Origin of the sequence: Mesorhizobium sp. B2-4-6 (genome assembly GCF_006442775.1) — a bacterium.
In the GTDB taxonomy this organism is placed as follows: domain Bacteria; phylum Pseudomonadota; class Alphaproteobacteria; order Rhizobiales; family Rhizobiaceae; genus Mesorhizobium.
The window spans coordinates 42928-65878 of the sequence record NZ_VFVI01000014.1; the positions used below are offsets into that span (position 1 = coordinate 42928).

Below are 22951 nucleotides of genomic sequence, written 5' to 3' on the forward strand. Positions count from 1 at the left end.
AAAGTCTATATGTGGTCATGCAAATCGTCAGCAAGAAAACGCTAGTGGCATTCTGGACGAAACACCCACAGGCCAAGGCGCCGCTTGCCGCTTGGTTCAACGCTTCGAGCAAGATCGAGTGGAAAACATCGGCTGACGTCAAGGCGCAGTTTGGCGCGAGTGTGGACTTCGTAGCCGACAACCGCGTCGTATTCGACATCGCCGGCAACAAATACCGGCTGGTTGTGCATGTCAGCTACACATTCAAAAGGCTGCTGATCAAATTCGTCGGGACCCATGCCGAGTACGACAAGATAGACGTGGAGAAGGTGTAATGGAAAACATTCGACCCATTAAGACCGAGGCCGATTACGATTGGGCGATTGCCGAGATCACTCACTATTTTGACAATGAGCCCGCCATTGGCAGCCCTGAGGCCGATCGGTTCGATGTCCTGGCCGCTCTTGTCGAGGCTTACGAAGCCAAGCACTACCCTATCGAGGAGCCCGACCCCGTGGACGCCATTGTCGCCCATATGGAAATGGCCAACCTCAATCGAGGGGCACTCGTGCAATTGCTGGGTTCAGCTTCGCGCGCCTCCGAAATCCTGAGCCGCAAGCGCCCGCTCACCCTGGAAATGGCATTCAAGCTCAATCGCGAATGGCATATTCCGGCGGAGATACTGATCCATCCGTACCATTTGGCCAAGGGATGACAGAGAGGCTGCAGTCGGATAGTGCCGCCTGCTTTCGAGGCATGGAGACGCGCCCTCACCCCATCGGCAGCACCGGCCAGAACTCCACGATGCGCGCGGCCGAAAACACCCCGATCGCCCCGAAATGCTGCAGGACCGCCTCGCTCTGTGTCGGCCTCAGCAAGGCGTAGTCGCCGGACTTCACGTCCGCGCCCGCGGGCAGCCCCATGAACTGCTGGTTGGAGGACAGACCGATCAAGCCGTTCGGCCTCATGCCTTCGGGAAACACCGGCTCGGCCATCCACTTGCCGCCATAGAGATAGCAGCCCTTGCGCGGGAAGAGGCCGAGCGCCCGCAACGTGCGCGACACCGCCGGTGGACCGGGCAGCATCGGATCGAGCGCCTTGAGGATCGGCGTCACGATAAATGCCGCCGGCTGGAAGCCTCCCAGGCCGGGCGTGTCGAAATCCTTGGGCAGCACGAAAGCCGAGCCGATCGACACTTCGTTAGCGGCGCCCGAGCCGTGCAGCAGCGCTGTCTTCGAGCCGCCGATGTTGAGGATGCGGCGCTGGTCCGGGTCGAGGGCGCCGGCGAACTCGGCGGCCTTGGCAGAGGCCCGCTTCAGCGCCTTGGCCGCACCGCCAAACAGGCCGGGTATCTCCGGCGCATGCGCCTCATAGGCCATGATGCCTTCGCAGCGCAGACCTTTTGGAATCGTGAGCGCGTTAATCTCGGCAGGACTGGAAAAACCGCCGCGATGCAGGCCGACGTCCACCTCGAAAGCGAAGCGCAATTCGGTGTCGAGCGCGGCAGCGAGCGCGCCATATTCCGCCAGCCGCTCCTGCGTATCGATCAGCCAGCAGACGCGCGACCACCAGCCGGCGCCGCCTCTCGTCAGCGCGGCCCGGGCGGCGCGCACCGGCATCGGCTTGCCATAGAGCAGGTCGCCCTCGGGAAAAGCGTCGAGCACGGCCTGCGTCACCGGCGGATGGAAGGTCATGAAGCGGTTGGTTTCGAGTGCTCGCGCGATGTGCGAGAGCAGCGGCATGCAAGGCAGCGACTTGTCGACCAGTCGCACCGCCAAGCCCGGCGCCAGCCTCTCCTTCACCAGCGCGATGTTGCCGTCCAGCCGGTCGCGGTCGAGCACCAGGCAGGGCCGGAAAATCTCGGCGGCCCGCAATGCGTCGGACAGGGCAGTGAAATAGGCGCTCATCGTCGGATGCCAAAAGGGCTGGGTTCGATGCCGAACAGGCCGGCCATGTAGGGCGACACGAAACGGTTTTTGGGGTCGATGTCGCGGCGCACCGCCATGGCGTCATCCCAGCGCGGATAGAGTTTTCTGAAGTCCGCCGCCTTCAGGCTGTGCATCTTTCCCCAATGCGGCCTGCCCCCATACTTGCGGAAGATCGGCTCGGCGGCGCGCATGAAGGGCAGCGGGTCGTTCGCCGCATCGTGGTGGATGGCGATCGAGCAGGTCAGCCGTTTGTAGAAAGGCGAAAGCCAGAATTCGTCGGGCGCCACCGAACGCACCTCCATCGGGAAATAGACTTCCGGGAAGTGCTTCTCCGTCAGCGCGATGATCTCGGCCAACGCCTTGGGACCTTCCTCGTAAGGCAGGTGGTACTCCATCTCGTTGAATTTGGTGCGACGGTCGCTGGCGTAGACGTTGAGCCAGTCCTGCACATAGTCCTCGGAGGGCATTTTCTTCACCGCGCCCCTGATCAGCGCGCGGCGCAGCAACGGCAGCCAGCGCAAAGTGGTGCGCAGCTTGCGCAGCGTCGCCAGCCCTTCCTCGTCGTCCTCGGTCGGCCGCGGCGTCGGCGGCGCGTCACTGAGATCGCTGGCAATGAACTGCACATAGTCGGCGAAGGGGATGTAATAGAACTCGGCCGAGCGATGCGCGGCCATCATCGTTTCGAAATCGCGCAGCATGTCGCCGACCGGCAGGACCCATTTGCGGCGGCGCAGCCGATAGGTAGCGATGTTGTTCATCGTCACTTCGGTCAGCACGCCGAAGCTGCCCAGCGCGACGCCGGTGGCGTGGATCATGTCGAGGTCGTCTGCCCGGCTGTATTCGCGCAGCTTGCCTTGCCCATCCACCAGCTGCAGCGCCTCGAGCTGCGTGTGATAGGCGCCGAGCGAGGAGCCCGAGCCGTGCGTTGCCGTGCCCAGCGCGCCGCCGATCGCCTGACGGTCGATGTCGCCCATGTTCGGCAGGCCCTGGCCGATGTCCTGCAGGATGTGCATCAGGGCGCCGAGCCGCGTGCCCGCCCTCACCCGCGCCCGGTTGGCCGCCGCCTCATGCGAGACCAGCCCTTCGATCTTCTCCAGCGAGACGATGGTGCCGTCCGACTGCACCAGCGGCGTGAAGGAATGGCCGGCGCCGGCCACGCGCAGCGGTCCGGGCGCCGAGCGCACCAGCTCGACCAGTTCCCCGGCATCGGCCGGGGTCGCGATCAATTGCGGGGAAGCCGTGACGAAGCCCGACCAGTTGCTCCAGGCGGCTGCCATCCTAATCCTCCCGCTCAGGCCCGGCCGCGCCGGCGCGCGACCAGCACAAAGACGCCGAGCAAAAGCACGCTCGCCAGAGCGGTGGCGGCCGCGAATTCGGGCACGGGCCGGAAATTCGCGCCGTCTATCAGCAGCGAGGCGGCGATCGGGCCGATGGCGAGGCCGAAGAGTTGCGCGGCCGGCACCAGGAGTGCCGCGGTGCGCGTCTCGTCGGCGGTGATGGCGAGGCGGATCTGGTAAGGCACGATGAAGAGCAGGATGAAGCCCATCACCAGCGCCACCGCCCAGAACATCGAAAGCCCCGGGCCGGAGGCAAGCAGCACCGAGCTGATCGCCGCGATGACCCCGATGGCGGTGATGGCAAAACGATAGTCGATGCGCGCCTCGAAGATTGTCGCGGTCATGGCGCCGATCACCTGCGCGGCAAGGCTCGCCGAAACCATCAAGCCGACGGTGCGGCCATCAATGCCGAACTGCGCGCCGATGGGCTCGAGGAAAGCCCAGACGGCGCCGAAGAACATGAAATAGCAGAAGATCGACAAGAGCGCGGTGATCGCCGGCACGGTCGCCACGTTGGCGAACTGCTCTTCCTTGGGCAGGTCGGCATAGTCGTCCGGCACGGTCCAGGCCACGACCAGCGACAGCAGGCAGACGATGCCGAGCACGATGAAGCCGCCGGCCGAGCCGGCTCGCGGCACGGCATAAAGCGCGAGGATCAGCGCCAGCGCGCATTGCGCCAAGGTCTGCAGCGTCACGAAATAGCCGCCGATGCGCTCGGCGCGACGCGAGCGGGCGATCAATTCGGTGGCGACCGCGACCAGCCCGCCCTCCGCCAAGCCGGCCAGCGTGCGCGCGCCGATCAGCGCATTGGGAGTACCGGCATAAGCGGTCCAGACATTGGCGAGCGCGAGCAGCACGAGCAGCAGGGCGCTCTTCCGGCGCATGTTCCTGGCAGGGAGCAGCATCGCCACTACGCCCGAGCCGATGGCGATCGCGATCATCTCGGCGGTGGCCATCAGCGCGAGTTCGTCGCCGGTGACATGCCCTTCGGTGTAGAGCGCGCCGAGCAGCACCGGCTGAAGGCCGAGGATGAGCAGGCCGACCGAGCCGATCCACAGCGCCGAGGCGAGCTGCAGTCCGGTCGGATTGCCGACAAGCCAGTCGTCATTTTCCGCCTGCGCGGCTTGCGATGCGGTCACGAGTGCGCCTCCCTTGCAGCTCGATCGAAAAACTGACAAGTTGTCAGTATTTCACGAAACTGATACTTGATCATGTTTCTTGTCAACCACGAATTCGCGGCTTTCACGAGATTGGTGCATGACGCAGACCAGGCGAAGGGCGACGGAACCGCGGCGCAGACCGAAGCAGGAGCGCAGCCGCGAGCGCATCGACGCGATCCTCGCCACCACCATGCGGCTGATCGGCGAAAAGGGCATCGACGCGGTGACGATGAAGGAAGTCGGCGCGCTGGCCGGCGGGCCGATCGCCACCGTCTATCACTATTTCCCGTCGAAGTCGGCGATCCTGGCGATGCTCTATGAGCGGTTTTCCGAGGAAAGTCGGGCGCGATTCGGTGCCATCATCGCCGAGATAGGCGGGCTGGGCGACGTGACCGCGGCGGCCGACCGCCTGCTCGACGACTATTATGCCCGCGTCGCTGCCGACCCGGCCATCCAGGACCTGCAGAACGCCATCCAGGCCGACAAGGCGCTGCAGCATCTCGACATCGCCGAGACGCGGCACCAGGCGAAGATGTTCTGCGACCATGTCGGTCCGATGATCGAGCCGGAGCGGCGCGAGGCGTTCGGGCGCGTCGTGTTCCTCATCTTCCAACTTGCCGGCGGCGTCGTGCGGCTGGCGCTGACGCAGGACAAGGAAGAAGGCCGGCGCACGATCGACGACTATCGGTCGATCATTCACACGCAGTTGCGGTTGTTTCTGTAGGTCTCGGCTTGCTGAAGAATGGAACCGTGGAGTTCCTTCGCGCCCCCCTCTGTCCTGCCGGACATCTCCCCCACAGGTGGGGAGATTGGCAGCTTCGCCGGCGGCGCCCTTTCTTCAACGTCGGAGAGTGGCGAAAGCCGGCGCGACAGCTGATCTCCCCCCTCGTGGGGGAGATGGCCGGCAGGCCAGAGCGGGGCGCTGTCCCGCCAGCATTGCGAAGATCTCCTAAGACGCATCCAGCTTCGGCCCCAGAATCTCCACCAGCCAGTCGACGAACACCCTTACCCTGGGCGACAATTGTCGGCTGCGCGGATAGAGCACCGAGATCGGCGTCGGCGTCGGCGGGTTGCCGGGCAGCACCTCGACCAGCCGGCCGGCCTCGATGTCTGCGGCGAAGCGGCGGCGCGGCGCCTGGTAGAGGCCAAAACCCTGGCGCACAAGCGTGGCGGCGGTGTCGGAATTGGAGACCGTGACGCGCGACGGCAGCACGATCTCGCGGATCTTGCCGTCGACGGTGAACTCCAGCGGCATCACCTGACCGGTGCGCGACGAGACGAAGCCGATCATCATATGCCCGGCGAGTTCGTCCAGGGTGCTCGGCAGGCCGAGACGCTCGATATAGGCGGCGCTGGCGAGTGTCGCTTCGCGCGCCATGCCGATGCGGCGCGCGATCATGTCGCTGTCGGGCAGTGTTCCGGCACGCACCACGCAGTCGACGCCCTCGCGCACCAGGTCGACGAAGCGATCGCCTTCGCCGATATGCACGCTGAGCCGGGGATGGCGCGCGAGCAGCGCCGGCAGTTCCGGGATGACCAGGGTGCGGGCCAAATGGCCGTTGACGTCGATGCTGAGCCGCCCGCGCACTTCATGCGCGCCAAAGGTGCCCTCGGCGTCCTCGATGTCGGCGAGGATGCCGAGGCAGCGCTGGTAATAGGCCTCGCCGTCGAGCGTCGTGGTGACGTGGCGCGTGGTGCGGCGGAGCAGTTGCACGCCGAGCCGCTCCTCGAGCTGCTTGATCGCGGCGGTGGCGCTGGAGCGCGGCAGTCCGAGATCGGCGGCAGCCGCGGTAAAGCTGTGGCGTTCCACGACGCGGGTGAAGAGCCGCATGCTGTCAAACCGATCCATCGCCGATTGTTCGCATAGACTGAATAGTGTTGGCAATCCGTGCCCGATTATATCGGACGATCAGGCGAGTATATGCATCTCCATCCCAGAAGAAGGAGATTTCGCCATGACCACTCGTCCCATCGCCCTCATCACCGGCGGCAGCCGCGGCCTCGGCCGCAATACCGCGCTCAACCTCGCCCACCGGGGTGTCGACGTCATCGTCACCTATCGCTCTCGCGCCGATGAAGCGAAGACGGCAATCGCCGAGATCGAGGACGCTGGGGGCCGGGCCGCCGCGCTTGGGCTCGATACCGGCGCCATCGCCAGCTTCCCGGCTTTCGTCGAGGCGTTGAAGAAGACGCTTCACGAAACCTGGCAGCGCGACCGCTTCGACTATCTCGTCAACAATGCCGGCACCGGCCTGCGCAAGATGATCGCCGAGACGACGGAAGAGGAATTCGACACGCTGATGAACACCCATCTCAAGGGCGTGTTCTTCCTCACCCAGGCGCTGCTGCCGCTGATCGGCGATGGCGGCCGCATCATCAACATCTCGAGCGGGCTGGCCCGTTTCGCCGCGCCCGGATCATCGGCCTACGCGATGATGAAGGGCGGCATCGAGGTGTTCACGCGCTACCTCGCCAAGGAGCTTGGCGCGCGCGGCATCACCGCCAACACCGTGGCGCCCGGCGCGATCGCGACCGACTTCAATGGCGGCCATGTACGCGACAACGCCGAGATCAACCGCATGGTGGCCGGCGTGACCGCGCTCGGCCGCGCCGGCGTTGCCGACGACATCGGCCCGATGATCGCCTCGCTGCTGTCGGACGACAATCGCTGGGTCAACGCCCAGCGGATCGAAGTGTCAGGCGGCATGAACATCTAGGTGACCTGGCGGATCAGTCCCTCGAAGCCGTCGGCAAGGTTGGCATTGCCGGCGGCGATGAAGCTCGACAGGTTGCGGGCGCGACCGGGTGTCTTGTTGGCATCGAGCAGCACCGCCTTGCCCTCGTGCATGACGAAGTCGAATTTTCCGTAATCGAAGCCGAGCTTGCGTCTTAGCGCGCGAAGCTCGTCCGGCACCGGAACCGACTCGCGGCGGATGGTGTCGTCGCCCTTGACGAGGCTCTGCGGCGAGACATGGCGCGTGCAGCGCTCGCGCTCGCCGCAGAATAGCCAGAAGCGTGCGCCAAAACCGTCCGGCTCCGGCTCGGGAATGAATTTCTCGACGACCAGATCCCGGTGTTCGAAGACTTCGGCCGGAACGTCGGCTAGCGAGGCATGGACCTCGTATTTGTCGAAAGGTTCGACGCCGGGAAACGGCTCCGGCCTGCCGGCGCGCCGCGCGCGCTGGTTCAGTTGCTGTTCCGGCGTTCCCCAATGGTTGAGGCTGCTCTTGACGATGACCTGTCCCTGCCAGTCGTCGCCTTGGCCAATCACCGCGCCGCTGATGCGGCGTTTCGAAATGTCGGCGGCCCCAAGGTTGAGGCAGAAGGGAAAGTGCCGCGCATAATCGACATAGTCGGGCGGCGTCACGGTCACGTCGAGATGCAACACCGCGATGTCGGCGGCCGGCTTCGCCGAGGTGCCTCTCAATATCTGGACCGAATGGCCGCGGCGCTTCAGCTCTTCCAGCAGGTCGAAGAGCATATATGGGCTATCGCGGCGCATCAGCAGCCCGCGCCGGCTCTGGAAGCGGTCGAACTCGTGCGTGATCACCACGATGCGCGCCATGCCCGCCCCTCACTTGGCTTATCAAGCGTCGTCGATTATTTGATCGAATACAACGCGCTGCTGGGCTGGGGTTTGCATGACAGAGCATTGGAATGCAATTCGTAAACATTGGCAGTTGCTCGGCTCACCTCTGCGGCCGCCGGCGGAGGTGGTCGAAACTTACGACCGCGAGCTCGACCTTGCCCGGTCGCATGTCGTCATGCTCGGCGTGACACCCGAGCTCGCCGGACTTGGCGCCACGATGACGTCGGTCGACGAATCCGCCGACATGATTGCCGGCATCTGGCCGGACGACACGGACATGCGCAAGGCGGTGCAAGGCGACTGGTTCGATCTGCCGTTTCCCGGCGCCAGCATCGAGGCGCTGATCGGCGATGGATGTCTCTCAGTCATCGGCGCCGCGGACCTCAGGCGCACACTGTTTGCGTCGATCGCGCGTGCGCTGAAGGCCGACGGCCGCGCCGGCATCAGGCTTTATGCTTCCCCCGGAACTCCAGACGACCCGAAGGATGTCCGCGCCCTGGCGCTGAGCGGCGGCGCCTCGACCTTCCACGACCTCAAATGGCGCGTGGCCATGACCGCTATCTGCGGCGCGCCTGACTACACGATACCGGTGAGGGACATCCTCGAACACTTCGACAGGATGTTTCCCGACCGCGAGGAGCTGTCGGCTCGAACCGGATGGGAACTGCCGGTCATCCGAACCATCGACGTCTACCGGAACTCGTCCGTCGTCTATAGTTTTGCGCCCGTGGCGGCTATCGTCGAAGAGGCCGAGGCGTATTTCGGCGATGTCGGCATTGCCTCGACCGGCACATACGGGCTCGCTGAACGCTGCCCGCTGCTGGTGCTGCGGTCGCCGAAGGGCCGGGACTAACGGACGAGATTGCTCGTCGGCGCCTCGCGACGCCCGGCGCTTTTCGGGCCGGCGTTCCGCATGAGAAAAATTTCGCGTCGCCTCCCCCTTGCGCGCGGCTTGACTCTCGCAAGGCGCCGGCCTATCTCAGCGCCACGTTAGCACTCGCCTTTGGTGAGTGCTAACCCATATCCGGCCTCGCCGGATGGAGGAACAGTTCTCACCGTTCTCATTCGAGGAAGAAAACATGGCAAAGTCCAAGTTCCGCCCGCTTCATGACCGCGTGGTCGTTCGCCGGGTCGAATCCGAATCCAAGACCGCCGGCGGGATCATCATCCCGGATACGGCGAAGGAGAAGCCGCAGGAAGGCGAGATCATCGCCGTCGGTTCCGGCGCCCGCGACGAAGCAGGCAAGCTCGTGCCGCTGGACGTCAAGGCCGGCGACCGCATCCTGTTCGGCAAGTGGTCGGGCACTGAAGTCAAGCTCAATGGCGAAGACCTTCTGATCATGAAGGAATCCGACATCATGGGTATCATCGGCTGATCATCGGCCTCACCTGAATCTTCATCTTCGGGCTCTTCCCGAGTCCCTGCCAGGAGCTAAAACATGGCTGCCAAAGACGTAAAATTCTCCCGTGACGCCCGCGAGCGCATGCTGCGCGGTGTCAACATCCTCGCCGACGCGGTGAAGGTCACCCTCGGCCCCAAGGGCCGCAACGTCGTCATCGACAAGTCGTTCGGCGCCCCGCGCATCACCAAGGACGGCGTCACCGTCGCCAAGGAAATCGAGCTTGAGGACAAGTTCGAGAACATGGGCGCGCAGATGGTCCGCGAAGTCGCTTCGAAGACCAACGACATCGCCGGCGACGGCACCACGACCGCGACCGTTCTGGCGCAGTCGATCGTCCAGGAAGGCCACAAGGCGGTTGCCGCCGGCATGAACCCGATGGACTTGAAGCGCGGCATCGACCTCGCCGTGTCCGATGTCGTCGGCACGCTGATCAAGAACGCCAAGAAGATCAAGACCTCGGAAGAAGTTGCCCAGGTCGGCACCATTGCCGGCAATGGCGATGCCTCGGTCGGCTCGATGATCGCCGAAGCGATGCAGAAGGTCGGCAATGAAGGCGTCATCACCGTCGAGGAGGCGAAGACCGCCGAGACCGAGCTCGAAGTCGTCGAAGGCATGCAGTTCGACCGCGGCTACCTCTCGCCCTACTTCGTCACCAACGCCGACAAGATGGTCGCCGATCTCGAGGACGCCTACATCCTTCTCCACGAGAAGAAGCTCTCCAACCTGCAGGCCATGCTGCCGATCCTCGAGGCTGTCGTGCAGACCTCGAAGCCGCTGGTCATCATCTCGGAAGACGTCGAAGGCGAGGCTCTGGCCACGCTGGTCGTCAACAAGCTGCGTGGCGGCCTGAAGATCGCCGCCGTCAAGGCGCCGGGCTTCGGTGACCGTCGTAAGGCCATGCTGGAAGACATCGCCATCCTCACCGGCGGCCAGGTCATTTCCGAAGACCTCGGCATCAAGCTCGAGAATGTCGGCCTCAACATGCTCGGCCGCGCCAAGAAGGTGTCGATCTCCAAGGAGAACACCACCATCGTCGACGGCGCCGGCAAGAAGGCCGAGATCCAGGGCCGCGTTGCCCAGATCAAGCAGCAGATCGAGGAGACCACCTCGGACTACGACAAGGAGAAGCTGCAGGAACGTCTCGCCAAGCTGGCCGGCGGCGTTGCCGTCATCCGCGTCGGCGGTGCGACCGAGATCGAAGTCAAGGAAAAGAAGGACCGCGTCGATGACGCCCTCAACGCGACCCGCGCGGCCGTCGAAGAAGGCATCGTTCCCGGCGGCGGCGTCGCGCTTCTGCGCGCTTCGCTGAGCATCAAGGCAACCGGCGCCAACTCCGACCAGACCGCTGGCATCAACATCGTTCGTCGCGCCCTGCAGGCTCCGGCCCGTCAGATCGCGTCCAACGCCGGTGCGGAAGCATCGATCGTTGCCGGCAAGATCCTTGAGAACAAGGGCGCGACCTTCGGCTACAACGCCCAGACCGGCGAATATGGCGACATGATCGCCATGGGCATCGTCGATCCGGTCAAGGTCGTGCGCACCGCTCTCCAGGACGCGGCCTCGGTCGCCGGCCTGCTGGTCACCACCGAAGCCATGATCGCCGAGGCTCCGAAGAAGGAGTCGGCTGGCGGCATGCCCGGCGGTATGCCTGGCGGCGGCATGGGCGGCATGGGCGGCATGGACTTCTAAGAAGTCCATAAAGCACGCCTATCAACTAACATTGCTCAAGCCCGCAAACGGGCTTGAGTGGCGGCATGGACTTCTAAGAAGTCCATAAAGCACGCCCATCAACTAACATTGCTCAAGCCCGCAAACGGGCTTGAGTGGCGGCATGGACTTCTAATCCAGGCTACCAAGCTGATATGGAAAGGGCGCCGAGAGGCGCCCTTTCTTGTTTGCGAGGATTATCGGGCGATCAACGTTTGATCGGCATTCCGAAACGAAATCGCTTCGCCGTGAAGATAAGTCGCCACAACGCCTTCAGGCCGGCCGCGAGCTTTCCCTCAGCCTTCATTGCCCGGTCCGTCCAGCATGGCCTTCACGCCTTCCAGATCGACACCAACGAAGGAAGCGACGGCCCATCCGTTAGAGACCGCGCAGCGACCAGCCTTTCCGCGAGGTCGACCGAAATACCTTGCTCGGCCAGCGCTTGCCCTGCCTGTCCCTCCGGCAGTGCGTTGAACCAGCGATAGCCCAGCGGCGCGACGCGCGGCGGGGTCGACCTTGCCCCACAGTCTCACCCGCGAGATGCCGCCATCGGGCGAGGCATCGAGCCTGACGCAGGAAACCGGCCCGCTCGTTTCTGCCACGCGAAAAACGTGGCGCGTGTCCGGTTGCAGCGGCCGGCGCGAAAGCAGCTGGGTCCAGTCAACGCCGCCGGCAGGCAGCTCCCCCGAGCCGGAAAGCGCCACCTCGGCGGAGGCGTTGTACTTGAAATGCGCGGTTCCAGTCGAGATTCCTGGCAAATAGCGTCCGCGAACCGCCTGATCCGACTTGTCTGCGTGCCAACGCCTGCGCCCGAACCGCTTCGCCGGCCACCCCGTTGCGGCAAGACCTGGGGAGTTAAGCCGATATTTCCGGAGCCGGCAACGCCCTTTACCCTCAGGCGGTAGCGTCCGCCTCCCGGGCTACCTTGCCGGCAAGCACCGCTTGCTCGACCAGCGCGGCCACTTCGTCGGCGACAGCCAAGACCGGCGTGCGGTCGCGGGTGGCGCGGGCGATCACCATAAGGCCTTCCAGCGAAGATTCGACCAGCAGGGCCAGCGCCTGCGCGCGCCGCTCCGGCACTCCTGCCCTGACGAAAGCCTGGCGCAGCAGTCCGATCCACTGCTCGAAGGCCGACCGGCAGATTTCAGCCAGGTCCGGCACATTGTTCGGAGCGTCGAGCACCAACGGCGCGACCGGGCAGCCGAGCGAGAATTCGTTCTCTTCCAGCATGCGGGCCACCGACTGGTAGATGTGGTGCACGGCAACGGCTGGGTCGCTTTCCTCCAACAGCGCGGCGCCAAGCCGCTCGGTCACATCGGCGACGCTGGCGCGCGTCACTTCGATGACCAGTTGGTCCTTGCCGCCCGGGAAATGGAAATAGAGCGACCCGCGGGGCGCGCCGCTGGCGCTCAAAATGTCGTTGAGCGACGTGCCGTGATAGCCGCGCTGCCGAATGAGCAGCCCGGTCGCCTCGATCATGCGGGTGCGTGTGTCCGTCGCCACGTCGACCTCTGAATGTCAACCTCTGTCAGGAGCCCGCATTATAGGGCTTGCCCATAATATGACAATCGGTCTACATAATATGTAAATCGGTCTACATATTTGAGAAACAACAATGCAAACCTATCGGCTCGAGGGGCAAGGCAGCATCGAGAAACTGGCGTTGCGCGAGGAGGCGATGCCGCACCCAGATCCGCGCCAGATCGTCGTGCGGGTGCGCGCCACCTCGCTCAATCGCCGCGACACGATGATCCTCAACGGCACCTATCCTCTGGCACCCCGCGCCGGCATCGTGCCGCTGAGCGACGGCGCCGGCGAAGTCGTCGCGGTCGGCGACGGTACGACCCGCTTTGCCATCGGCGACCGCGTCACCGGCAGCTATTTCGCGCGCTGGATCGACGGCCGCATGCATCCGGGCATCGTCGATCAGCTCGGCTGCACGCTGGACGGCATGCTCCGCGAATACGCGCTGCTCGACGAGCAATGGGCCGTGCGGCTGCCCGACCACCTCTCCTGGCAAGAGGCGGCGACCTTCACCTGCGCCGGGCTGACCGCCTGGAGCGCGCTGACGGGCGCCCAGATTCCGAAGCCCGGACAATGGGTTCTCACCATTGGCTCAGGTGGCGTCGCGCTGTTTGCGCTGCAGTTCGCCAAGCTCATGGGTTGCCGCGTGGCCGCCATCACCTCGCGCGCCGAGAAAGCCGAAAGGCTGCGGGCGCTCGGCGCCGACCTCGTCATCGCAGCAGCCGGAACGCCGGAATGGGGCGTGAAATTGCGCGAGGCGACCGGCGGGATCGATCTCGTCGTCGAGACCGGCGGCCCGGCGACTTTTACGCAATCGCTGATCGCCAGCGCGCTTTACGGACGCATCGTGCTGCTCACCGTGCAGGACCACAACGGCAAATCGGTCGAGATCCCGGGCGCCGTCTACCAGCGCAGCCTCGTCACCATCGGCCGGCTGTTCGTCGGCAGCCGCAACGGGCTGGAGGCGATGCTTGTTGCTGTCGCCACGCACCGGCTGAAACCCGTCCTCGACAAGGTCTTCCCCTTCGCCGAGGCGCACGAGGCCTACCGTCATTTCCAGCGGGGCGACGTCTTCGGCAAGGTCGTCATCGACGGCGCGTGACCACCACATTTTCCCACAAACAGAGAGGAGACCAGCCATGACAATCCGTGAAGCCTCGGCCCAGTGGCAGGGCACGCTCAAGGAAGGATCCGGCCGACTGCGGTTGGGCAGCGGCGTGTTCGAAGGCGCCTATTCCTTCCCGTCGCGCTTCGAGAACGGCCCGGGCACCAATCCGGAAGAGCTGATAGCGGCCGCGCATGCCGGCTGCTTCTCTATGGCGCTTGCCGCCATACTCGGCAGCGAAGGCCACACGGCCAAGAGCATCCACACCATTGCCAAGGTGCATCTCGGCGCGACCACGGCCGGGCCGACGATTACCCGCATCGAGCTCGAGACCGAGGCGAGCATCGCCGGCATCTCGGCCGAGGACTTCGAGCGGCTGGCGCAAAAGGCCAAGGCAGCCTGCCTCGTCTCGCGGGCACTGGCCGGCGTCGCCTCGATCGCGCTCAAGGCGAACCTTGCAGACCACTGAAACGGAACGAGGAAAATCCAATGACCCAGGAATTGATCATCGACATCGCCGCGGCCAAGCGCTCCGCCGAGACGGCGGAAATCATGCGGCGCTACAACGGCGTCTTCCAGCGTCACGATCCGTCGGCACTGGACGAACTGGTGGCGCAGGATTGCGTGATCGAGAACACCACGCCGGCGCCGGACGGCGCCCGCCGCATCGGCAAGGCCGCCTGCGTCGAATTGTGGTCGGCGATCGCCACCGGACCCGGCACTCGCTTCGATATCGAAGAGACGTTCGTCGCCGGCGACCGCGCCACGATCCGCTGGCGCTTCTGGATGGCCGATGGCAGGTCGCTGCGCGGCGTCAACCTGATGCGTGTCGCGGATGGGCAAATCGTCGAGGCGATGGGCTATGTGAAAGGATAGGGCCTGGCGCGGAAGAGCCGCGCTCAGGCCCAGTCCGGAATCCGTCCCCGCCAGGGCCTGGATCCCGGGCAAGCCGCGACCTACGAGACAACCCGGTTGAGTTTTACGAAGGTCTTCGGGCTGCGCTGGATGGTCTGGAAGATCACGCAGTAGCGATCGGTGAGTTCCATGAGCTGGGTCAGCCGGCCTTGCTCGACATCCGACTCGATGTCGAAGCGCAGGCGGATTTCCTTGAAGCCGACCGGCACACCTTCGGTGACGCCGAGCGTACCGCGAAGATCGACGTCGCCCTCGGCGGAAATCTCCGCCGACTTGATCGGAATCTCCAGCACGGCCGCGGCCGCCCGCATCGAGACGCCGGCGCAGGCGATCAGCGCCTCCAGCAGCATGTCGCCGGAGCAAAGCTCCCGCCCGCTGCCACCGGCCTTCGGATGGATGCCCGCCAAGGCAAGACCGCGTCCGGTCTCAACCTTGCAGGTCACCTTCGAGTCGTCGGCATTGCCCCTGGCCTTCAAGGTAAGAAGTGCCGCCCGCGCGTCCTTGCGATAAAGATCCTTGATCGGCTCCTGCGTGGCGCGAAACGTCGCGATATTCATTGCTGTTCTCCTGTCGCGAATTGTGCCGCGAATTGCGGTTGTCTGAAATCGTCGGCCATCGTCCGGGCCTATTCCGAGACAGCGATGCCGGAGCCGCCGAGCTCGGCGGGAAAATCCTTCAGCTTCGGCAGCCCGTCCTTCATCGGCAGGACCGTCTCGGCGTAGTTGACGTGGACTCCCGGCGTGAATTCCACCGTCGGTATGGTGGCGGCATAGACGTCGACCAGTCCGAGCGGCGGATGATCCGTCATCAGATGACCGCCGCATTTCGTGCAGAACTGGCGGTCGCTCATCTCGGACTTCTTGAAGCCGGATAGAAACTCCGCGCCCTTGGTGACCTTGACGTTCCCAGGCTTCCACAGCGTGAAGGCGTTCACGGGAGACGCCGACCACGATCGGCAGGAACTGCAATGGCAATAGCCCATTGCCTCGGCGGTTCCGTGGACTTCGATTTCCACGGCGCCGCAAAAACACCCGCCCTTATGTACCGTCATGACTTTCGATCCTTATCCAGGTTTGGTTCGACTCTGCTCAGCGCCGGTTGAGACGGCACCGCACAGCTCTGTCGGGTTTAATGCTTCCGGCATTGAACGGAATGACGGGGCGTCCGCCTTACTTGACAGCGCGTCCGGAACTGGAAAGGGATGTCGCGCCGGATTGCTGCGCGGCCTGCGGGACATGGTGGAATGGCCGGGGATGCCCTGTCTGACCTTTTGAAAACGGTGCGCCTCACCGGCGCGACGTTTTTCGACATCGAAGGCCACGACCCGTGGGCCGTCCATTCACCCGCGCCAGCCTCGATATTGCCCAAGGTACTTCCCGGCGCAGATCACCTGATTTCCTATCATGTGGTAACGGCCGGCCACTGCTTCGCGCGGATCATCGGCGACGAGCCGATCCCGATGGAAGCCGGCGAAGTCGTGGTCTTCACCAGAAGCGACCCGCACATCATGTCGAGTCATCCCGACTTGCGCGCCGACCCGCCGACGACCGACGTGCTCGACATAGCGACTGCTGGGCGAATGCCTTTCTACATCAACTGCGCCGGCGGCGGCTCGCGCTCGGTCAGGCTGGTCTGCGGCTATCTCGCCTGCGATGCCCTGCCCTTCAATCCGCTGCTCGAAGCGCTGCCCCCAGCCATCAAGGCCGGCAACGCCAGGAGCGATGGTGGCTGGCTCGGCCAGTTCATCAGGCTGGCGGTCTCGGAGGTGGCTGAGAAGCGGGCCGGCAGCGAAACAGTGCTCACCAAGCTCAGCGAGCTGATGTTCGTCGACGTGCTGCGCCGCTATGTGGAATCGCTGCCGCCGCAACAGACCGGCTGGCTGGCGGGCCTGCGCGATCCGCATCTGGGCAAGGCGCTGGCGCTGATCCACGACCGGCCGGCTCACAATTGGACGGTGGAGGCGCTGGCGAGTGAGTCCGCCCTGTCACGCACCGTGCTGGCGGAGCGCTTCACCAAAATCGTCGGAATGCCGCCGATGCACTATCTTGCCAAATGGCGCATGCAGATCGCTTCGCAACTGCTCAGCGCCGGCAACAGCAACGTCGCCAGCGTCGCTGCGGAGATAGGCTATGAATCCGAAGCCGCGTTCAGCCGTGCCTTCAAGAAGATGATCGGCGTTCCGCCTTCGGCCTGGCGCCTCGGCGTTCGGACCGGGGCCGGTTCCGGAAGCGACGAGGCTTCCGAAACCGAGGGCTGACCGTCCGTTAGCGATCGGCCAGCGCCAGCTTGGCGCCGAGCATGACGAAGGCGGCGGCAAAACTGCGGCGCATCCAGGTCAGCACTTTCGGCCGCGACACGATCTGGCTGCGCACCGATGCCGCGAACACGCCATAGATGGCGAAGACGACGAAGGTCATCAGCATGAAGACACCGGAGAGCTCCAGCATCTTGGGCAGCGCATGCGGCTCGGTGGTGCTGACGAATTGCGGCAGGAAGGCGAAGAAGAAGATCGACAGTTTCGGGTTGAGGATGTTGACCAGGATGCCGGAGGTGATGGTCCTGGCGGTCGAGCGCGGCGCGGCATCCTCGTCGATGCTGAGGCCGCCCTTTTCCTTCAACGTGTTCCAGGCCATGTAGAGCAGATAGGCGACGCCGAGATATTTCAGCGTCTCGAAGGCGACGGCACTTGTGTGCAGCACCGCTGCGAGCCCCGTGATGGCGGCCGCCATATGCGGGATGATGCCCAGCGTGCAGGCGAAGGCGGCGATAATTGAAGCGCGCGCGCCACGCGTGAGGCCGGCGCTCAGCGTGTAAAGGACGCCGGTGCCAGGCGAAGCCACGATGATCAGCGACGTCAACAAGAATTCGATGCTCATGCATTTCCTCCGCAGCCCTACCCGACGGGAAGGTACCGGGAGGAATGGGTGTCGGCAAGCGGCGGAGAGCTTGATCCCCCCGTGGGGAGATGGCCGGCAGGCCAGAGGGGCGCGCGAAGGACGCAGCCTCTCAGTCGCTTTTCTTTGAAATCTATTCGGATGTCCGATCGAAGCTCGGCTGAGACGCCGGCGGGACAGCGTCCCCTCTGCCCTGCCGGGCTTTCGTCCTTCGCAAAGCCAAGCAATTGGCTTCGCGTCCGCTACGCTGACCAGTCCTCAACCCCCCGCAAAGGGGGAGATAGGCAGTTCGAGCCCATGCGCCGCCCTCGCCATCAAGCAGTCGTCACCGCCCGGCATGCAGGCGCGGCAGACATCGGGGCGGAGATCATAGATGCCGCAGGCCGTGTGCTTGCCCACCTCGCCGGTGAGCGCCGAACATCGGCCGCCCTCGCAGCGCATGCCGGACTGGTCCGCGGCTACCAGCCCGGCCGGAATGCGGTCGAGCTGTTCGTCATCCTCGGTCGAAAAACGCGGCCAGTCGGCCGAATAGGAGCAGCAGGCGCCGCAGCTCTGGCAATCGAACACGGCGACCGCACCGGCATCCTCGTCGACAGACACAAAGGACCGACCGGACAGCCCGAGCGGCCTGGCTGTGCGACCGGTGTCCTGCGGCAAGGGCGCTACTTCTTCCTGGTCTTGCGCGCCGGCGCTTCGGCCGGCGACTTGAACAGATCGGTCGCAACCTCTGCGGGCGCATCCGGCTTCGCCGCCGGCTTGGCTGGCCTGGCAGAGGCGGGCGGAACTGCCGGCTGGTCCTTGGCGGAGAATTTTATGGCCATGTCAGTCCTCGTCAGAAAAGCGCGATGATGGCGCATTCGGGTTGCGCAAGCGGCCGATCAGCGCCGAGACCGCCGTGATGTTCATCTCCTCGGGCGACCAGTTCCTGGCGTCCTCGATATGATGCGGCGCCAGTTCACGATGCGTGCTGCCGCTGTAGGCGGCATCCTGATAGCTGGTGCGCTGACGGGTCTTGGCGTCTTCCCGCACATACTCGATCAGATAGTTCGGGGCCTCGGCGCGGCCGCGCACGCCAACGCGCACCTGGGCATCGCCATGCGCGCGCTTGCAGCGTTCGAGCCTTTCCAGCACTCGGCGAACATATTCGACCGGCTTGTCAAGGGTGCCGACCATGTCGGCGATGGTCGCATCGGCGGCGATCGGCGTTGATGGCACGCGTTTGGCGGCCATCAGCGTGTGCCTGCCGGTTTCGGCAAGGTCTGCCCACATGGTTCATTCGAGCTAGCGGTCAAAATCTTCTCCTGCCCGGAGGCTGATGCCGAAATGGCAGAGCGTCTTTCGGCCATGACCACGCATAAAGCAACATGGCGTCAGATTAAATTGCGGACGCCCGCATCCCTGGCCTTGCTGCATTCTTATCACATCGTGGCGGGCGTTTGGGGCTATCCGCAAAAAGGACAAAAAATTCGTCGGCTGCGGAACCAATGTCATGGCAAGCCGTTTCCACTCTAGTCGTCAGCAATTCAAGAGCAATCGAGAACGGTTGACGGCAAAAGCGCCTCCCGCGCCGTAACAAGCGCGAGAGGCGTTTTCTGTTGCTCAGCGTTCCTGGTCGGTCGGACGAATAAGTATCTCATTGACGTTGACCCTTGGCGGCTGGCTGACGGCATAGAAAATGGCGTTCGCAATATCCTCGGCGGTCAGCGCTTCCATCGTGGCGAGACGGTGTTCGAGGCCTGCCTTGGATTGCGCGTTGGTGATGTGATCGCCGAGTTCGGTACGCACCAGCCCCGGCTCGATGACGGTGACGCGCACCTTGTCGGCATAGACCTCCCGGCGCAGCGATTCCGAAAAAGCCACCACCCCGAACTTGGTCGCCGCGTAACCGGCCGCGCCCGGGTTGGCGACACGACCGGCCACCGAGGAGACATTGACGATATGGCCCTTCGAAGCCTTCAAATGCGGCAGCGCCGCCTTGGTGGTCGCCATCAGCCCGATCAGGTTGAGCTCGATCATTTGCCGCCAGTCATCGAGATCGGCTTCGGCCGCTGGGGCAAGCAGCATGACGCCGGCATTGTTGACGAGGATGTCGAGGCGTCCCCATTCGGATACGACCTTGTCGACCATCGCCGTGATGTCGCCGGCCTTGGCGATGTCGGCTTCGATGGCGAGTGCCTTGCCGCCCGCCTGTTCGATGCGCGCAACCAGTGCCTCGAGGCGGTCGGTACGACGGGCAGCGACCGCGACTTGCACGCCGGCCGCGGCAAGGGCCGCAGCGGTGGCCTCGCCGATGCCGGACGAAGCGCCGGTGACAAGCGCGATCTTGCCGGTGAGTATTGAATTTGCGGTGGTCATGAGAAATCTCCAGGAGTCCGGCCCGCCCCTTCACATAGGCCGCGCCGCCAAGGCTTGAAGTCCCCATCAGAGCAGTCGACGCAATTTGCGGACCCGGCCCGCGCTCTAATCCTGCTCGTGCGGTTCCGGCTCCGGCCAGGGCTCCCTGGCGGCTTCCGCATACCAGTGACGCATCGCGGGCGTCGCCAACACCGCATCGACATAGGCGCGGGTGACGGGCGCCAACTCACCGCCATAGGTATCGAAGCGCGTCACCACCGGCGCATACATCGCATCGGCCGCGCTGAAATGACCGAACAGGAAGGGGCCGCCGTCACCGTATTGCTCGCGACACCGACGCCAGATCGCTTCGATCCTCGCCCGCTGCGACTCGCCCTCGGCATCGAGCGGCTTGTGGGATTTCGGCCGGCGCAGATTCATCGGCCAGCCGTAGCGCACCTCGCGGAAGCCGGAATGCATCTCGGTCGCCACCGAGCGTGCCAGTTGACGCGCGCCGAGGTCTTCCGGCCAGAGCTTTTTCCCAGGATAGAGGTCAGCAAGATATTCAAGGATGGCAAGCGTTTCCCAGACGATCCTTCCCTTATGATTCAAGACCGGCACCAGGCCGGTCGGCGACACCTTGGCGAGGTTGGCTGCCGTCTGCGGCGTGCGCAGCCGCACGAAGCCCTCCTCGAAAGGTATCTCCAGCTGCTTCATCGCCACCCATGGCCTGAGCGACCAGGAGGAAAAGCACTTGTTGCCGATGTAAAGCGTGAATTCCGCCAAGATTGACCTCTCTTGATGCTGGTTGCGGCGCAAACCTAACCGCTTCACCTTCGAGCCGAAAGTCATTGTCGCGCCGCCGGTTTGCGGAACCAAAAAACTCCGCGTCCGTTTGGACGCGAGATGCGGTTCTCGCATCCAGGCTCCATCCAGACCCAGGAGATGCGCGCATGGTGAACAGGGATCAGGTCGCCGGTCTTGCCAAGCAAATGAAGGGTTCGGTCAAACAGGCGGCCGGCAAGGCCACCGGCAACCGGCGGACCCAGGTCGAAGGCGCTGCGGACAAGCTCGCCGGCAAGGTGCAGAAGGCCTATGGCGACGTGAAAGACAAGGTCAAAAAGGCATTCTGACCTCTCAGCCGTTTGCCTTGACGACAGGGCTATGGAGATCGCCGCGAGGCGGCCTTTTCATGTCTGGAATTGCCTGGCCAAGGCGTTGGTGAAGACGATCTCGCCGTGGTCGCCGGCCGCTTCGCCCAGCACCACGTCCAGGTTGTCGGCCGTCACGCGCGCCAGCGCGAAGCCGCCCATATAGGCCGCCTTCGGCTTGACGATATCGAGCCCGTCGCGCTGGTAGATCATCGGCACTTCGTGCTGGTGGCCGTGGAAGACGGCAATCACATTGTAGCCCTTGATCGCGGCCAGCAGCGCATGGCGGTCGGCCTCGCTCCACCAGTGCGGACGGCCGGAGCCGTCGTCATCATAGGTGCGTTTCACCGGATCCCAGCGCTCGGTCGAGAAACTGTCCCAGCCATAGTGCTGGAACAGGACGACGGGACGGCCGTCGCCGGCATAGGTGGCCAAGTCCTGCTTCAGCCAAGGCAGGCTGCTCGGCGCGCCATGGCCGGTGTCGCCGGCGAAGCGGTGCGTCTGGATAAGATGCAGGCCGCCCCAGTCCCAGGAATAGCAGTCGGTGTCGACGTCATATTCGGTCGCCGGCACCGGCGGCTTGAAGAACACGCCGGAGCGATGGTTGACCTCGACATAGTCGCGTAGCTCGCGGCGATACCAGTCGACATGCGGCGGCGAACCGTTCTGGTCGAGATCGTGGTTGCCCAGCCCGACATAGACCGGAATGTGGACGCGGTCCGGCCCGACGCCTTCCTGATAGCGCTGGGAGAACTGCAAAAGCTGCGTGCCTTCGCTGGGCTCGGTGACCTGGCCTCCGCCATCGTCGGTAATGTCGCCGCCGGTGACGAGGCCGAGCGGCGTGCCGATGCGGGTCCCGGCCGAATGCAGGCCGGTGGAAACGCCGTCGATCTCGGCCGGCCACCTCTTGTCCGCAATCGCGTTCAGGGCCGCGACGCTGCGCAGAAGTGCTGCATCGGTCTTGCCTTCCTGCAGGCAGTTGGGACTGAGCCCGCTTGCCATGCGGCAGGCATGGATATCGGCGATGAAGAGGAAGGTGGCGTCGATCGGCTGGATTCGCCGGCCCGTCTGGCCGGACGCCACGCGCGGAAAGACGCCGGCTGCGGCGAGGCCGCCCAACCGAGCCATGAAGATGCGGCGCGAAACGGTTGTTTGCGAAGTGCGATTCATCGTCACCCGATTAAACACCCTCGAACCGCCTCGTCCAGCTCAATGCCGGCCAGCGCCCGGAGACTTTTCATGCCAAGGCATGAAAAGCGCTTGGGTCGACAGCGCGGCGGGGGTCTGTCATTGCTTTGGCACATGCATCCAGGGGAGGAAGGCATGAAAACCCTGACAACCGGCATGGCGTTCGCCATGCTCGCCGGGGCCGCGCAGGCCGCGGACTGCGTGGACGCCAAAACCGCCAAAGCCGGCTTCGTTCTGGAAAAGGCCGGCATCCGCAGCGAATTCCGGCCGGCGCCCGGCGGCATGGTCGCGGTCGCCAACAAGTATGAATCGGACTCGCCGCAGACGCAGTATCTCTATGCCGGGCTGATCGAAGTGTTCCGCGACAGCGACACCGGACGGCTGTCGATGATCCCGCTCGGCGACTTGAAGAAGCTGTTCCCGCTGAAAGCGGGCGCCAAGAGCAAGACCGATTTCGTGCGGCTGTCTTCGAAGAAAGCGCCGAAGGGCACCGAGACACTGGCTTTGGCCGTCAAGGGCAAGGACACCTACAAGCTGGGCGACTGCAAATACAACGTGCTCGTGGTCGGCGAAACGATCACCGGCGATAACGGCAATGTCATCGACACCTTCACCGCGCTCTATTCGCCGGAACTGCAGGCGGTACTGGCACGGCGGTATGATGAGGGGACGAGCGCGCAGAGCGAGGTGGGATTCGAGACGATCAAGCCGTTGAGGGAGTGAGGTGTAATTGTCGA

Annotated in this window: 29 protein-coding genes; 14 read left to right on the forward strand and 15 right to left on the reverse strand. The window is 64.3% G+C overall.

Annotated features, from left to right (window positions below):
- Window positions 1–17 precede the first annotated feature (17 nt).
- Window positions 18–314, forward strand: a complete 297-nt coding sequence (locus tag FJ957_RS26705) for a type II toxin-antitoxin system HigB family toxin (protein WP_140835963.1) — start codon at window positions 18–20, stop codon at window positions 312–314.
- Window positions 314–694: an XRE family transcriptional regulator gene (locus FJ957_RS26710; RefSeq protein WP_140835839.1), complete on the forward strand. Its 381-nt coding sequence runs from the start codon at window positions 314–316 to the stop codon at window positions 692–694. The genes FJ957_RS26705 and FJ957_RS26710 overlap by 1 nt, the downstream gene beginning before the upstream one ends.
- A gap of 55 nt (window positions 695–749) precedes the next feature.
- Here the strand turns inward: FJ957_RS26710 and FJ957_RS26715 are convergent, their stop codons facing one another.
- From FJ957_RS26715 to FJ957_RS26725, 3 genes are read right to left on the reverse strand one after another with little or no spacing between them, the layout of a single operon-like run.
- Window positions 750–1886: an alanine racemase gene (locus FJ957_RS26715; protein ID WP_140835840.1), complete on the reverse strand. Its 1137-nt coding sequence runs from the start codon at window positions 1884–1886 to the stop codon at window positions 750–752.
- Complete coding sequence (locus tag FJ957_RS26720; RefSeq protein WP_140835841.1) at window positions 1883–3184, reverse strand: D-arabinono-1,4-lactone oxidase; 1302 nt, start codon at window positions 3182–3184, stop codon at window positions 1883–1885. Before FJ957_RS26720 ends, FJ957_RS26715 begins: the two co-directional genes overlap by 4 nt.
- A gap of 14 nt (window positions 3185–3198) precedes the next feature.
- Window positions 3199–4383, reverse strand: a complete 1185-nt coding sequence (locus FJ957_RS26725; RefSeq protein ID WP_140835842.1) for an MFS transporter — start codon at window positions 4381–4383, stop codon at window positions 3199–3201.
- A 118-nt stretch (window positions 4384–4501) separates the two neighbouring features.
- Here FJ957_RS26725 and FJ957_RS26730 point away from each other — a divergent pair, with 118 nt between their 5' ends.
- The gene (locus FJ957_RS26730; RefSeq protein ID WP_140835843.1) at window positions 4502–5128 is read left to right on the forward strand and encodes a TetR/AcrR family transcriptional regulator; all 627 of its coding nucleotides are present in this window, start codon (window positions 4502–4504) and stop codon (window positions 5126–5128) included.
- A 225-nt stretch (window positions 5129–5353) separates the two neighbouring features.
- On the opposite strand, the gene FJ957_RS26740 is transcribed toward FJ957_RS26730, so the two are convergent.
- Window positions 5354–6253 (reverse strand): LysR family transcriptional regulator, encoded by a 900-nt coding sequence (locus FJ957_RS26740; protein WP_140835845.1) that lies wholly within the window; start codon window positions 6251–6253, stop codon window positions 5354–5356.
- Between the two features lie 106 nt (window positions 6254–6359).
- Here FJ957_RS26740 and FJ957_RS26745 point away from each other — a divergent pair, with 106 nt between their 5' ends.
- Complete coding sequence (locus FJ957_RS26745) at window positions 6360–7121, forward strand: SDR family oxidoreductase (RefSeq protein ID WP_140835846.1); 762 nt, start codon at window positions 6360–6362, stop codon at window positions 7119–7121.
- On the opposite strand, the gene FJ957_RS26750 is transcribed toward FJ957_RS26745, so the two are convergent.
- A complete protein-coding gene (locus FJ957_RS26750) occupies window positions 7118–7969 on the reverse strand; it encodes a hypothetical protein (protein WP_140835847.1) in 852 nt (283 codons plus the stop codon). The two genes, FJ957_RS26745 and FJ957_RS26750, sit on opposite strands and share 4 nt — an antisense overlap.
- A 76-nt stretch (window positions 7970–8045) precedes the next feature.
- Here FJ957_RS26750 and FJ957_RS26755 point away from each other — a divergent pair, with 76 nt between their 5' ends.
- The 3 genes from FJ957_RS26755 (at window position 8046) to groL (ending at window position 11085) form a co-directional block, all read left to right on the forward strand.
- On the forward strand, window positions 8046–8846 hold the full coding sequence (locus FJ957_RS26755; protein ID WP_140835848.1) for a class I SAM-dependent methyltransferase: 801 nt from the start codon (window positions 8046–8048) through the stop codon (window positions 8844–8846).
- 226 nt (window positions 8847–9072) lie between these two features.
- Window positions 9073–9369, forward strand: coding sequence for a co-chaperone GroES (gene groES / locus FJ957_RS26760; protein WP_006203049.1), 297 nt, complete (start codon window positions 9073–9075; stop codon window positions 9367–9369).
- A 63-nt stretch (window positions 9370–9432) separates the two neighbouring features.
- Window positions 9433–11085, forward strand: coding sequence for a chaperonin GroEL (gene groL, locus FJ957_RS26765; RefSeq protein WP_140835849.1), 1653 nt, complete (start codon window positions 9433–9435; stop codon window positions 11083–11085).
- Window positions 11086–11997: 912 nt separating this feature from the next.
- Here groL and FJ957_RS26775 read toward each other — a convergent pair.
- A complete protein-coding gene (locus FJ957_RS26775; RefSeq protein ID WP_140835850.1) occupies window positions 11998–12606 on the reverse strand; it encodes a TetR/AcrR family transcriptional regulator in 609 nt (202 codons plus the stop codon).
- Window positions 12607–12718: 112 nt separating this feature from the next.
- Here FJ957_RS26775 and FJ957_RS26780 point away from each other — a divergent pair, with 112 nt between their 5' ends.
- From FJ957_RS26780 to FJ957_RS26790, 3 genes are read left to right on the forward strand one after another with little or no spacing between them, the layout of a single operon-like run.
- On the forward strand, window positions 12719–13729 hold the full coding sequence (locus FJ957_RS26780; protein ID WP_140835851.1) for an NAD(P)-dependent alcohol dehydrogenase: 1011 nt from the start codon (window positions 12719–12721) through the stop codon (window positions 13727–13729).
- 37 nt (window positions 13730–13766) lie between these two features.
- Window positions 13767–14201, forward strand: coding sequence for an OsmC family protein (locus tag FJ957_RS26785; protein ID WP_140835852.1), 435 nt, complete (start codon window positions 13767–13769; stop codon window positions 14199–14201).
- Window positions 14202–14221: 20 nt separating this feature from the next.
- The gene (locus FJ957_RS26790; protein ID WP_140835853.1) at window positions 14222–14608 is read left to right on the forward strand and encodes a nuclear transport factor 2 family protein; all 387 of its coding nucleotides are present in this window, start codon (window positions 14222–14224) and stop codon (window positions 14606–14608) included.
- 80 nt (window positions 14609–14688) lie between these two features.
- Here the strand turns inward: FJ957_RS26790 and FJ957_RS26795 are convergent, their stop codons facing one another.
- Both FJ957_RS26795 and FJ957_RS26800 read right to left on the reverse strand, forming a co-directional pair.
- Complete coding sequence (locus FJ957_RS26795) at window positions 14689–15204, reverse strand: OsmC family protein (protein ID WP_140835854.1); 516 nt, start codon at window positions 15202–15204, stop codon at window positions 14689–14691.
- A gap of 68 nt (window positions 15205–15272) precedes the next feature.
- Complete coding sequence (locus tag FJ957_RS26800; protein ID WP_140835855.1) at window positions 15273–15698, reverse strand: GFA family protein; 426 nt, start codon at window positions 15696–15698, stop codon at window positions 15273–15275.
- 192 nt (window positions 15699–15890) lie between these two features.
- Between FJ957_RS26800 and FJ957_RS26805 the strand changes: the two genes are divergently transcribed.
- Window positions 15891–16904 (forward strand): AraC family transcriptional regulator, encoded by a 1014-nt coding sequence (locus FJ957_RS26805; RefSeq protein WP_140835856.1) that lies wholly within the window; start codon window positions 15891–15893, stop codon window positions 16902–16904.
- A 7-nt stretch (window positions 16905–16911) separates the two neighbouring features.
- On the opposite strand, the gene FJ957_RS26810 is transcribed toward FJ957_RS26805, so the two are convergent.
- The 4 genes from FJ957_RS26810 to FJ957_RS26820 form a co-directional block, all read right to left on the reverse strand.
- Complete coding sequence (locus FJ957_RS26810; protein ID WP_140835857.1) at window positions 16912–17523, reverse strand: LysE family translocator; 612 nt, start codon at window positions 17521–17523, stop codon at window positions 16912–16914.
- A 276-nt stretch (window positions 17524–17799) separates the two neighbouring features.
- A complete protein-coding gene (locus tag FJ957_RS26815) occupies window positions 17800–18141 on the reverse strand; it encodes a YkgJ family cysteine cluster protein (RefSeq protein WP_181180733.1) in 342 nt (113 codons plus the stop codon).
- Window positions 18142–18203: 62 nt separating this feature from the next.
- Window positions 18204–18362, reverse strand: coding sequence for a hypothetical protein (locus tag FJ957_RS31960; protein WP_181180725.1), 159 nt, complete (start codon window positions 18360–18362; stop codon window positions 18204–18206).
- Window position 18363: 1 nt separating this feature from the next.
- Window positions 18364–18771 (reverse strand): hypothetical protein, encoded by a 408-nt coding sequence (locus FJ957_RS26820; RefSeq protein ID WP_140835965.1) that lies wholly within the window; start codon window positions 18769–18771, stop codon window positions 18364–18366.
- A gap of 93 nt (window positions 18772–18864) precedes the next feature.
- Here FJ957_RS26820 and FJ957_RS26825 point away from each other — a divergent pair, with 93 nt between their 5' ends.
- On the forward strand, window positions 18865–19053 hold the full coding sequence (locus tag FJ957_RS26825; protein WP_140835858.1) for a hypothetical protein: 189 nt from the start codon (window positions 18865–18867) through the stop codon (window positions 19051–19053).
- An 87-nt stretch (window positions 19054–19140) separates the two neighbouring features.
- Here FJ957_RS26825 and FJ957_RS26830 read toward each other — a convergent pair whose 3' ends face one another.
- Both FJ957_RS26830 and FJ957_RS26835 read right to left on the reverse strand, forming a co-directional pair.
- Entirely contained in the window at window positions 19141–19896 is a 756-nt protein-coding gene (locus tag FJ957_RS26830; protein ID WP_140835859.1) for an SDR family NAD(P)-dependent oxidoreductase, read from the reverse strand.
- 105 nt (window positions 19897–20001) lie between these two features.
- A complete protein-coding gene (locus FJ957_RS26835) occupies window positions 20002–20661 on the reverse strand; it encodes a glutathione S-transferase family protein (protein WP_181180726.1) in 660 nt (219 codons plus the stop codon).
- A gap of 167 nt (window positions 20662–20828) precedes the next feature.
- Here FJ957_RS26835 and FJ957_RS26840 point away from each other — a divergent pair, with 167 nt between their 5' ends.
- Window positions 20829–21008 carry a CsbD family protein gene (locus FJ957_RS26840; protein ID WP_140835861.1) on the forward strand — a complete coding sequence of 60 codons (180 nt, stop codon included), beginning with the start codon at window positions 20829–20831 and terminating at the stop codon, window positions 21006–21008.
- A 57-nt stretch (window positions 21009–21065) separates the two neighbouring features.
- Here FJ957_RS26840 and FJ957_RS26845 read toward each other — a convergent pair whose 3' ends face one another.
- A complete protein-coding gene (locus tag FJ957_RS26845) occupies window positions 21066–22196 on the reverse strand; it encodes a metallophosphoesterase (RefSeq protein ID WP_140835862.1) in 1131 nt (376 codons plus the stop codon).
- Window positions 22197–22349: 153 nt separating this feature from the next.
- Between FJ957_RS26845 and FJ957_RS26850 the strand changes: the two genes are divergently transcribed.
- Complete coding sequence (locus FJ957_RS26850; RefSeq protein ID WP_140835863.1) at window positions 22350–22937, forward strand: hypothetical protein; 588 nt, start codon at window positions 22350–22352, stop codon at window positions 22935–22937.
- The last annotated feature ends 14 nt before the right edge of the window (window positions 22938–22951 follow it).

What these genes read in the sequence shown, in the direction of transcription:
- FJ957_RS26705 (WP_140835963.1), top strand. Translation starts at nt 18, where the DNA reads ATGCAAATCGTCAGCAAGAAAACGCTAGTGGCATTCTGGACGAAACAC.
- FJ957_RS26710 (WP_140835839.1), top strand. Translation starts at nt 314, where the DNA reads ATGGAAAACATTCGACCCATTAAGACCGAGGCCGATTACGATTGGGCG.
- FJ957_RS26715 (WP_140835840.1), bottom strand. Translation starts at nt 1,886, where the DNA reads ATGAGCGCCTATTTCACTGCCCTGTCCGACGCATTGCGGGCCGCCGAG.
- FJ957_RS26720 (WP_140835841.1), bottom strand. Translation starts at nt 3,184, where the DNA reads ATGGCAGCCGCCTGGAGCAACTGGTCGGGCTTCGTCACGGCTTCCCCG.
- FJ957_RS26730 (WP_140835843.1), top strand. Translation starts at nt 4,502, where the DNA reads ATGACGCAGACCAGGCGAAGGGCGACGGAACCGCGGCGCAGACCGAAG.
- FJ957_RS26740 (WP_140835845.1), bottom strand. Translation starts at nt 6,253, where the DNA reads ATGGATCGGTTTGACAGCATGCGGCTCTTCACCCGCGTCGTGGAACGC.
- FJ957_RS26745 (WP_140835846.1), top strand. Translation starts at nt 6,360, where the DNA reads ATGACCACTCGTCCCATCGCCCTCATCACCGGCGGCAGCCGCGGCCTC.
- FJ957_RS26750 (WP_140835847.1), bottom strand. Translation starts at nt 7,969, where the DNA reads ATGGCGCGCATCGTGGTGATCACGCACGAGTTCGACCGCTTCCAGAGC.
- FJ957_RS26755 (WP_140835848.1), top strand. Translation starts at nt 8,046, where the DNA reads ATGACAGAGCATTGGAATGCAATTCGTAAACATTGGCAGTTGCTCGGC.
- groES (WP_006203049.1), top strand. Translation starts at nt 9,073, where the DNA reads ATGGCAAAGTCCAAGTTCCGCCCGCTTCATGACCGCGTGGTCGTTCGC.
- groL (WP_140835849.1), top strand. Translation starts at nt 9,433, where the DNA reads ATGGCTGCCAAAGACGTAAAATTCTCCCGTGACGCCCGCGAGCGCATG.
- FJ957_RS26780 (WP_140835851.1), top strand. Translation starts at nt 12,719, where the DNA reads ATGCAAACCTATCGGCTCGAGGGGCAAGGCAGCATCGAGAAACTGGCG.
- FJ957_RS26785 (WP_140835852.1), top strand. Translation starts at nt 13,767, where the DNA reads ATGACAATCCGTGAAGCCTCGGCCCAGTGGCAGGGCACGCTCAAGGAA.
- FJ957_RS26790 (WP_140835853.1), top strand. Translation starts at nt 14,222, where the DNA reads ATGACCCAGGAATTGATCATCGACATCGCCGCGGCCAAGCGCTCCGCC.
- FJ957_RS26795 (WP_140835854.1), bottom strand. Translation starts at nt 15,204, where the DNA reads ATGAATATCGCGACGTTTCGCGCCACGCAGGAGCCGATCAAGGATCTT.
- FJ957_RS26800 (WP_140835855.1), bottom strand. Translation starts at nt 15,698, where the DNA reads ATGACGGTACATAAGGGCGGGTGTTTTTGCGGCGCCGTGGAAATCGAA.
- FJ957_RS26805 (WP_140835856.1), top strand. Translation starts at nt 15,891, where the DNA reads ATGGCCGGGGATGCCCTGTCTGACCTTTTGAAAACGGTGCGCCTCACC.
- FJ957_RS26810 (WP_140835857.1), bottom strand. Translation starts at nt 17,523, where the DNA reads ATGAGCATCGAATTCTTGTTGACGTCGCTGATCATCGTGGCTTCGCCT.
- FJ957_RS31960 (WP_181180725.1), bottom strand. Translation starts at nt 18,362, where the DNA reads ATGGCCATAAAATTCTCCGCCAAGGACCAGCCGGCAGTTCCGCCCGCC.
- FJ957_RS26820 (WP_140835965.1), bottom strand. Translation starts at nt 18,771, where the DNA reads ATGGCCGCCAAACGCGTGCCATCAACGCCGATCGCCGCCGATGCGACC.
- FJ957_RS26825 (WP_140835858.1), top strand. Translation starts at nt 18,865, where the DNA reads ATGGCAGAGCGTCTTTCGGCCATGACCACGCATAAAGCAACATGGCGT.
- FJ957_RS26830 (WP_140835859.1), bottom strand. Translation starts at nt 19,896, where the DNA reads ATGACCACCGCAAATTCAATACTCACCGGCAAGATCGCGCTTGTCACC.
- FJ957_RS26840 (WP_140835861.1), top strand. Translation starts at nt 20,829, where the DNA reads ATGGTGAACAGGGATCAGGTCGCCGGTCTTGCCAAGCAAATGAAGGGT.
- FJ957_RS26845 (WP_140835862.1), bottom strand. Translation starts at nt 22,196, where the DNA reads ATGAATCGCACTTCGCAAACAACCGTTTCGCGCCGCATCTTCATGGCT.
- FJ957_RS26850 (WP_140835863.1), top strand. Translation starts at nt 22,350, where the DNA reads ATGAAAACCCTGACAACCGGCATGGCGTTCGCCATGCTCGCCGGGGCC.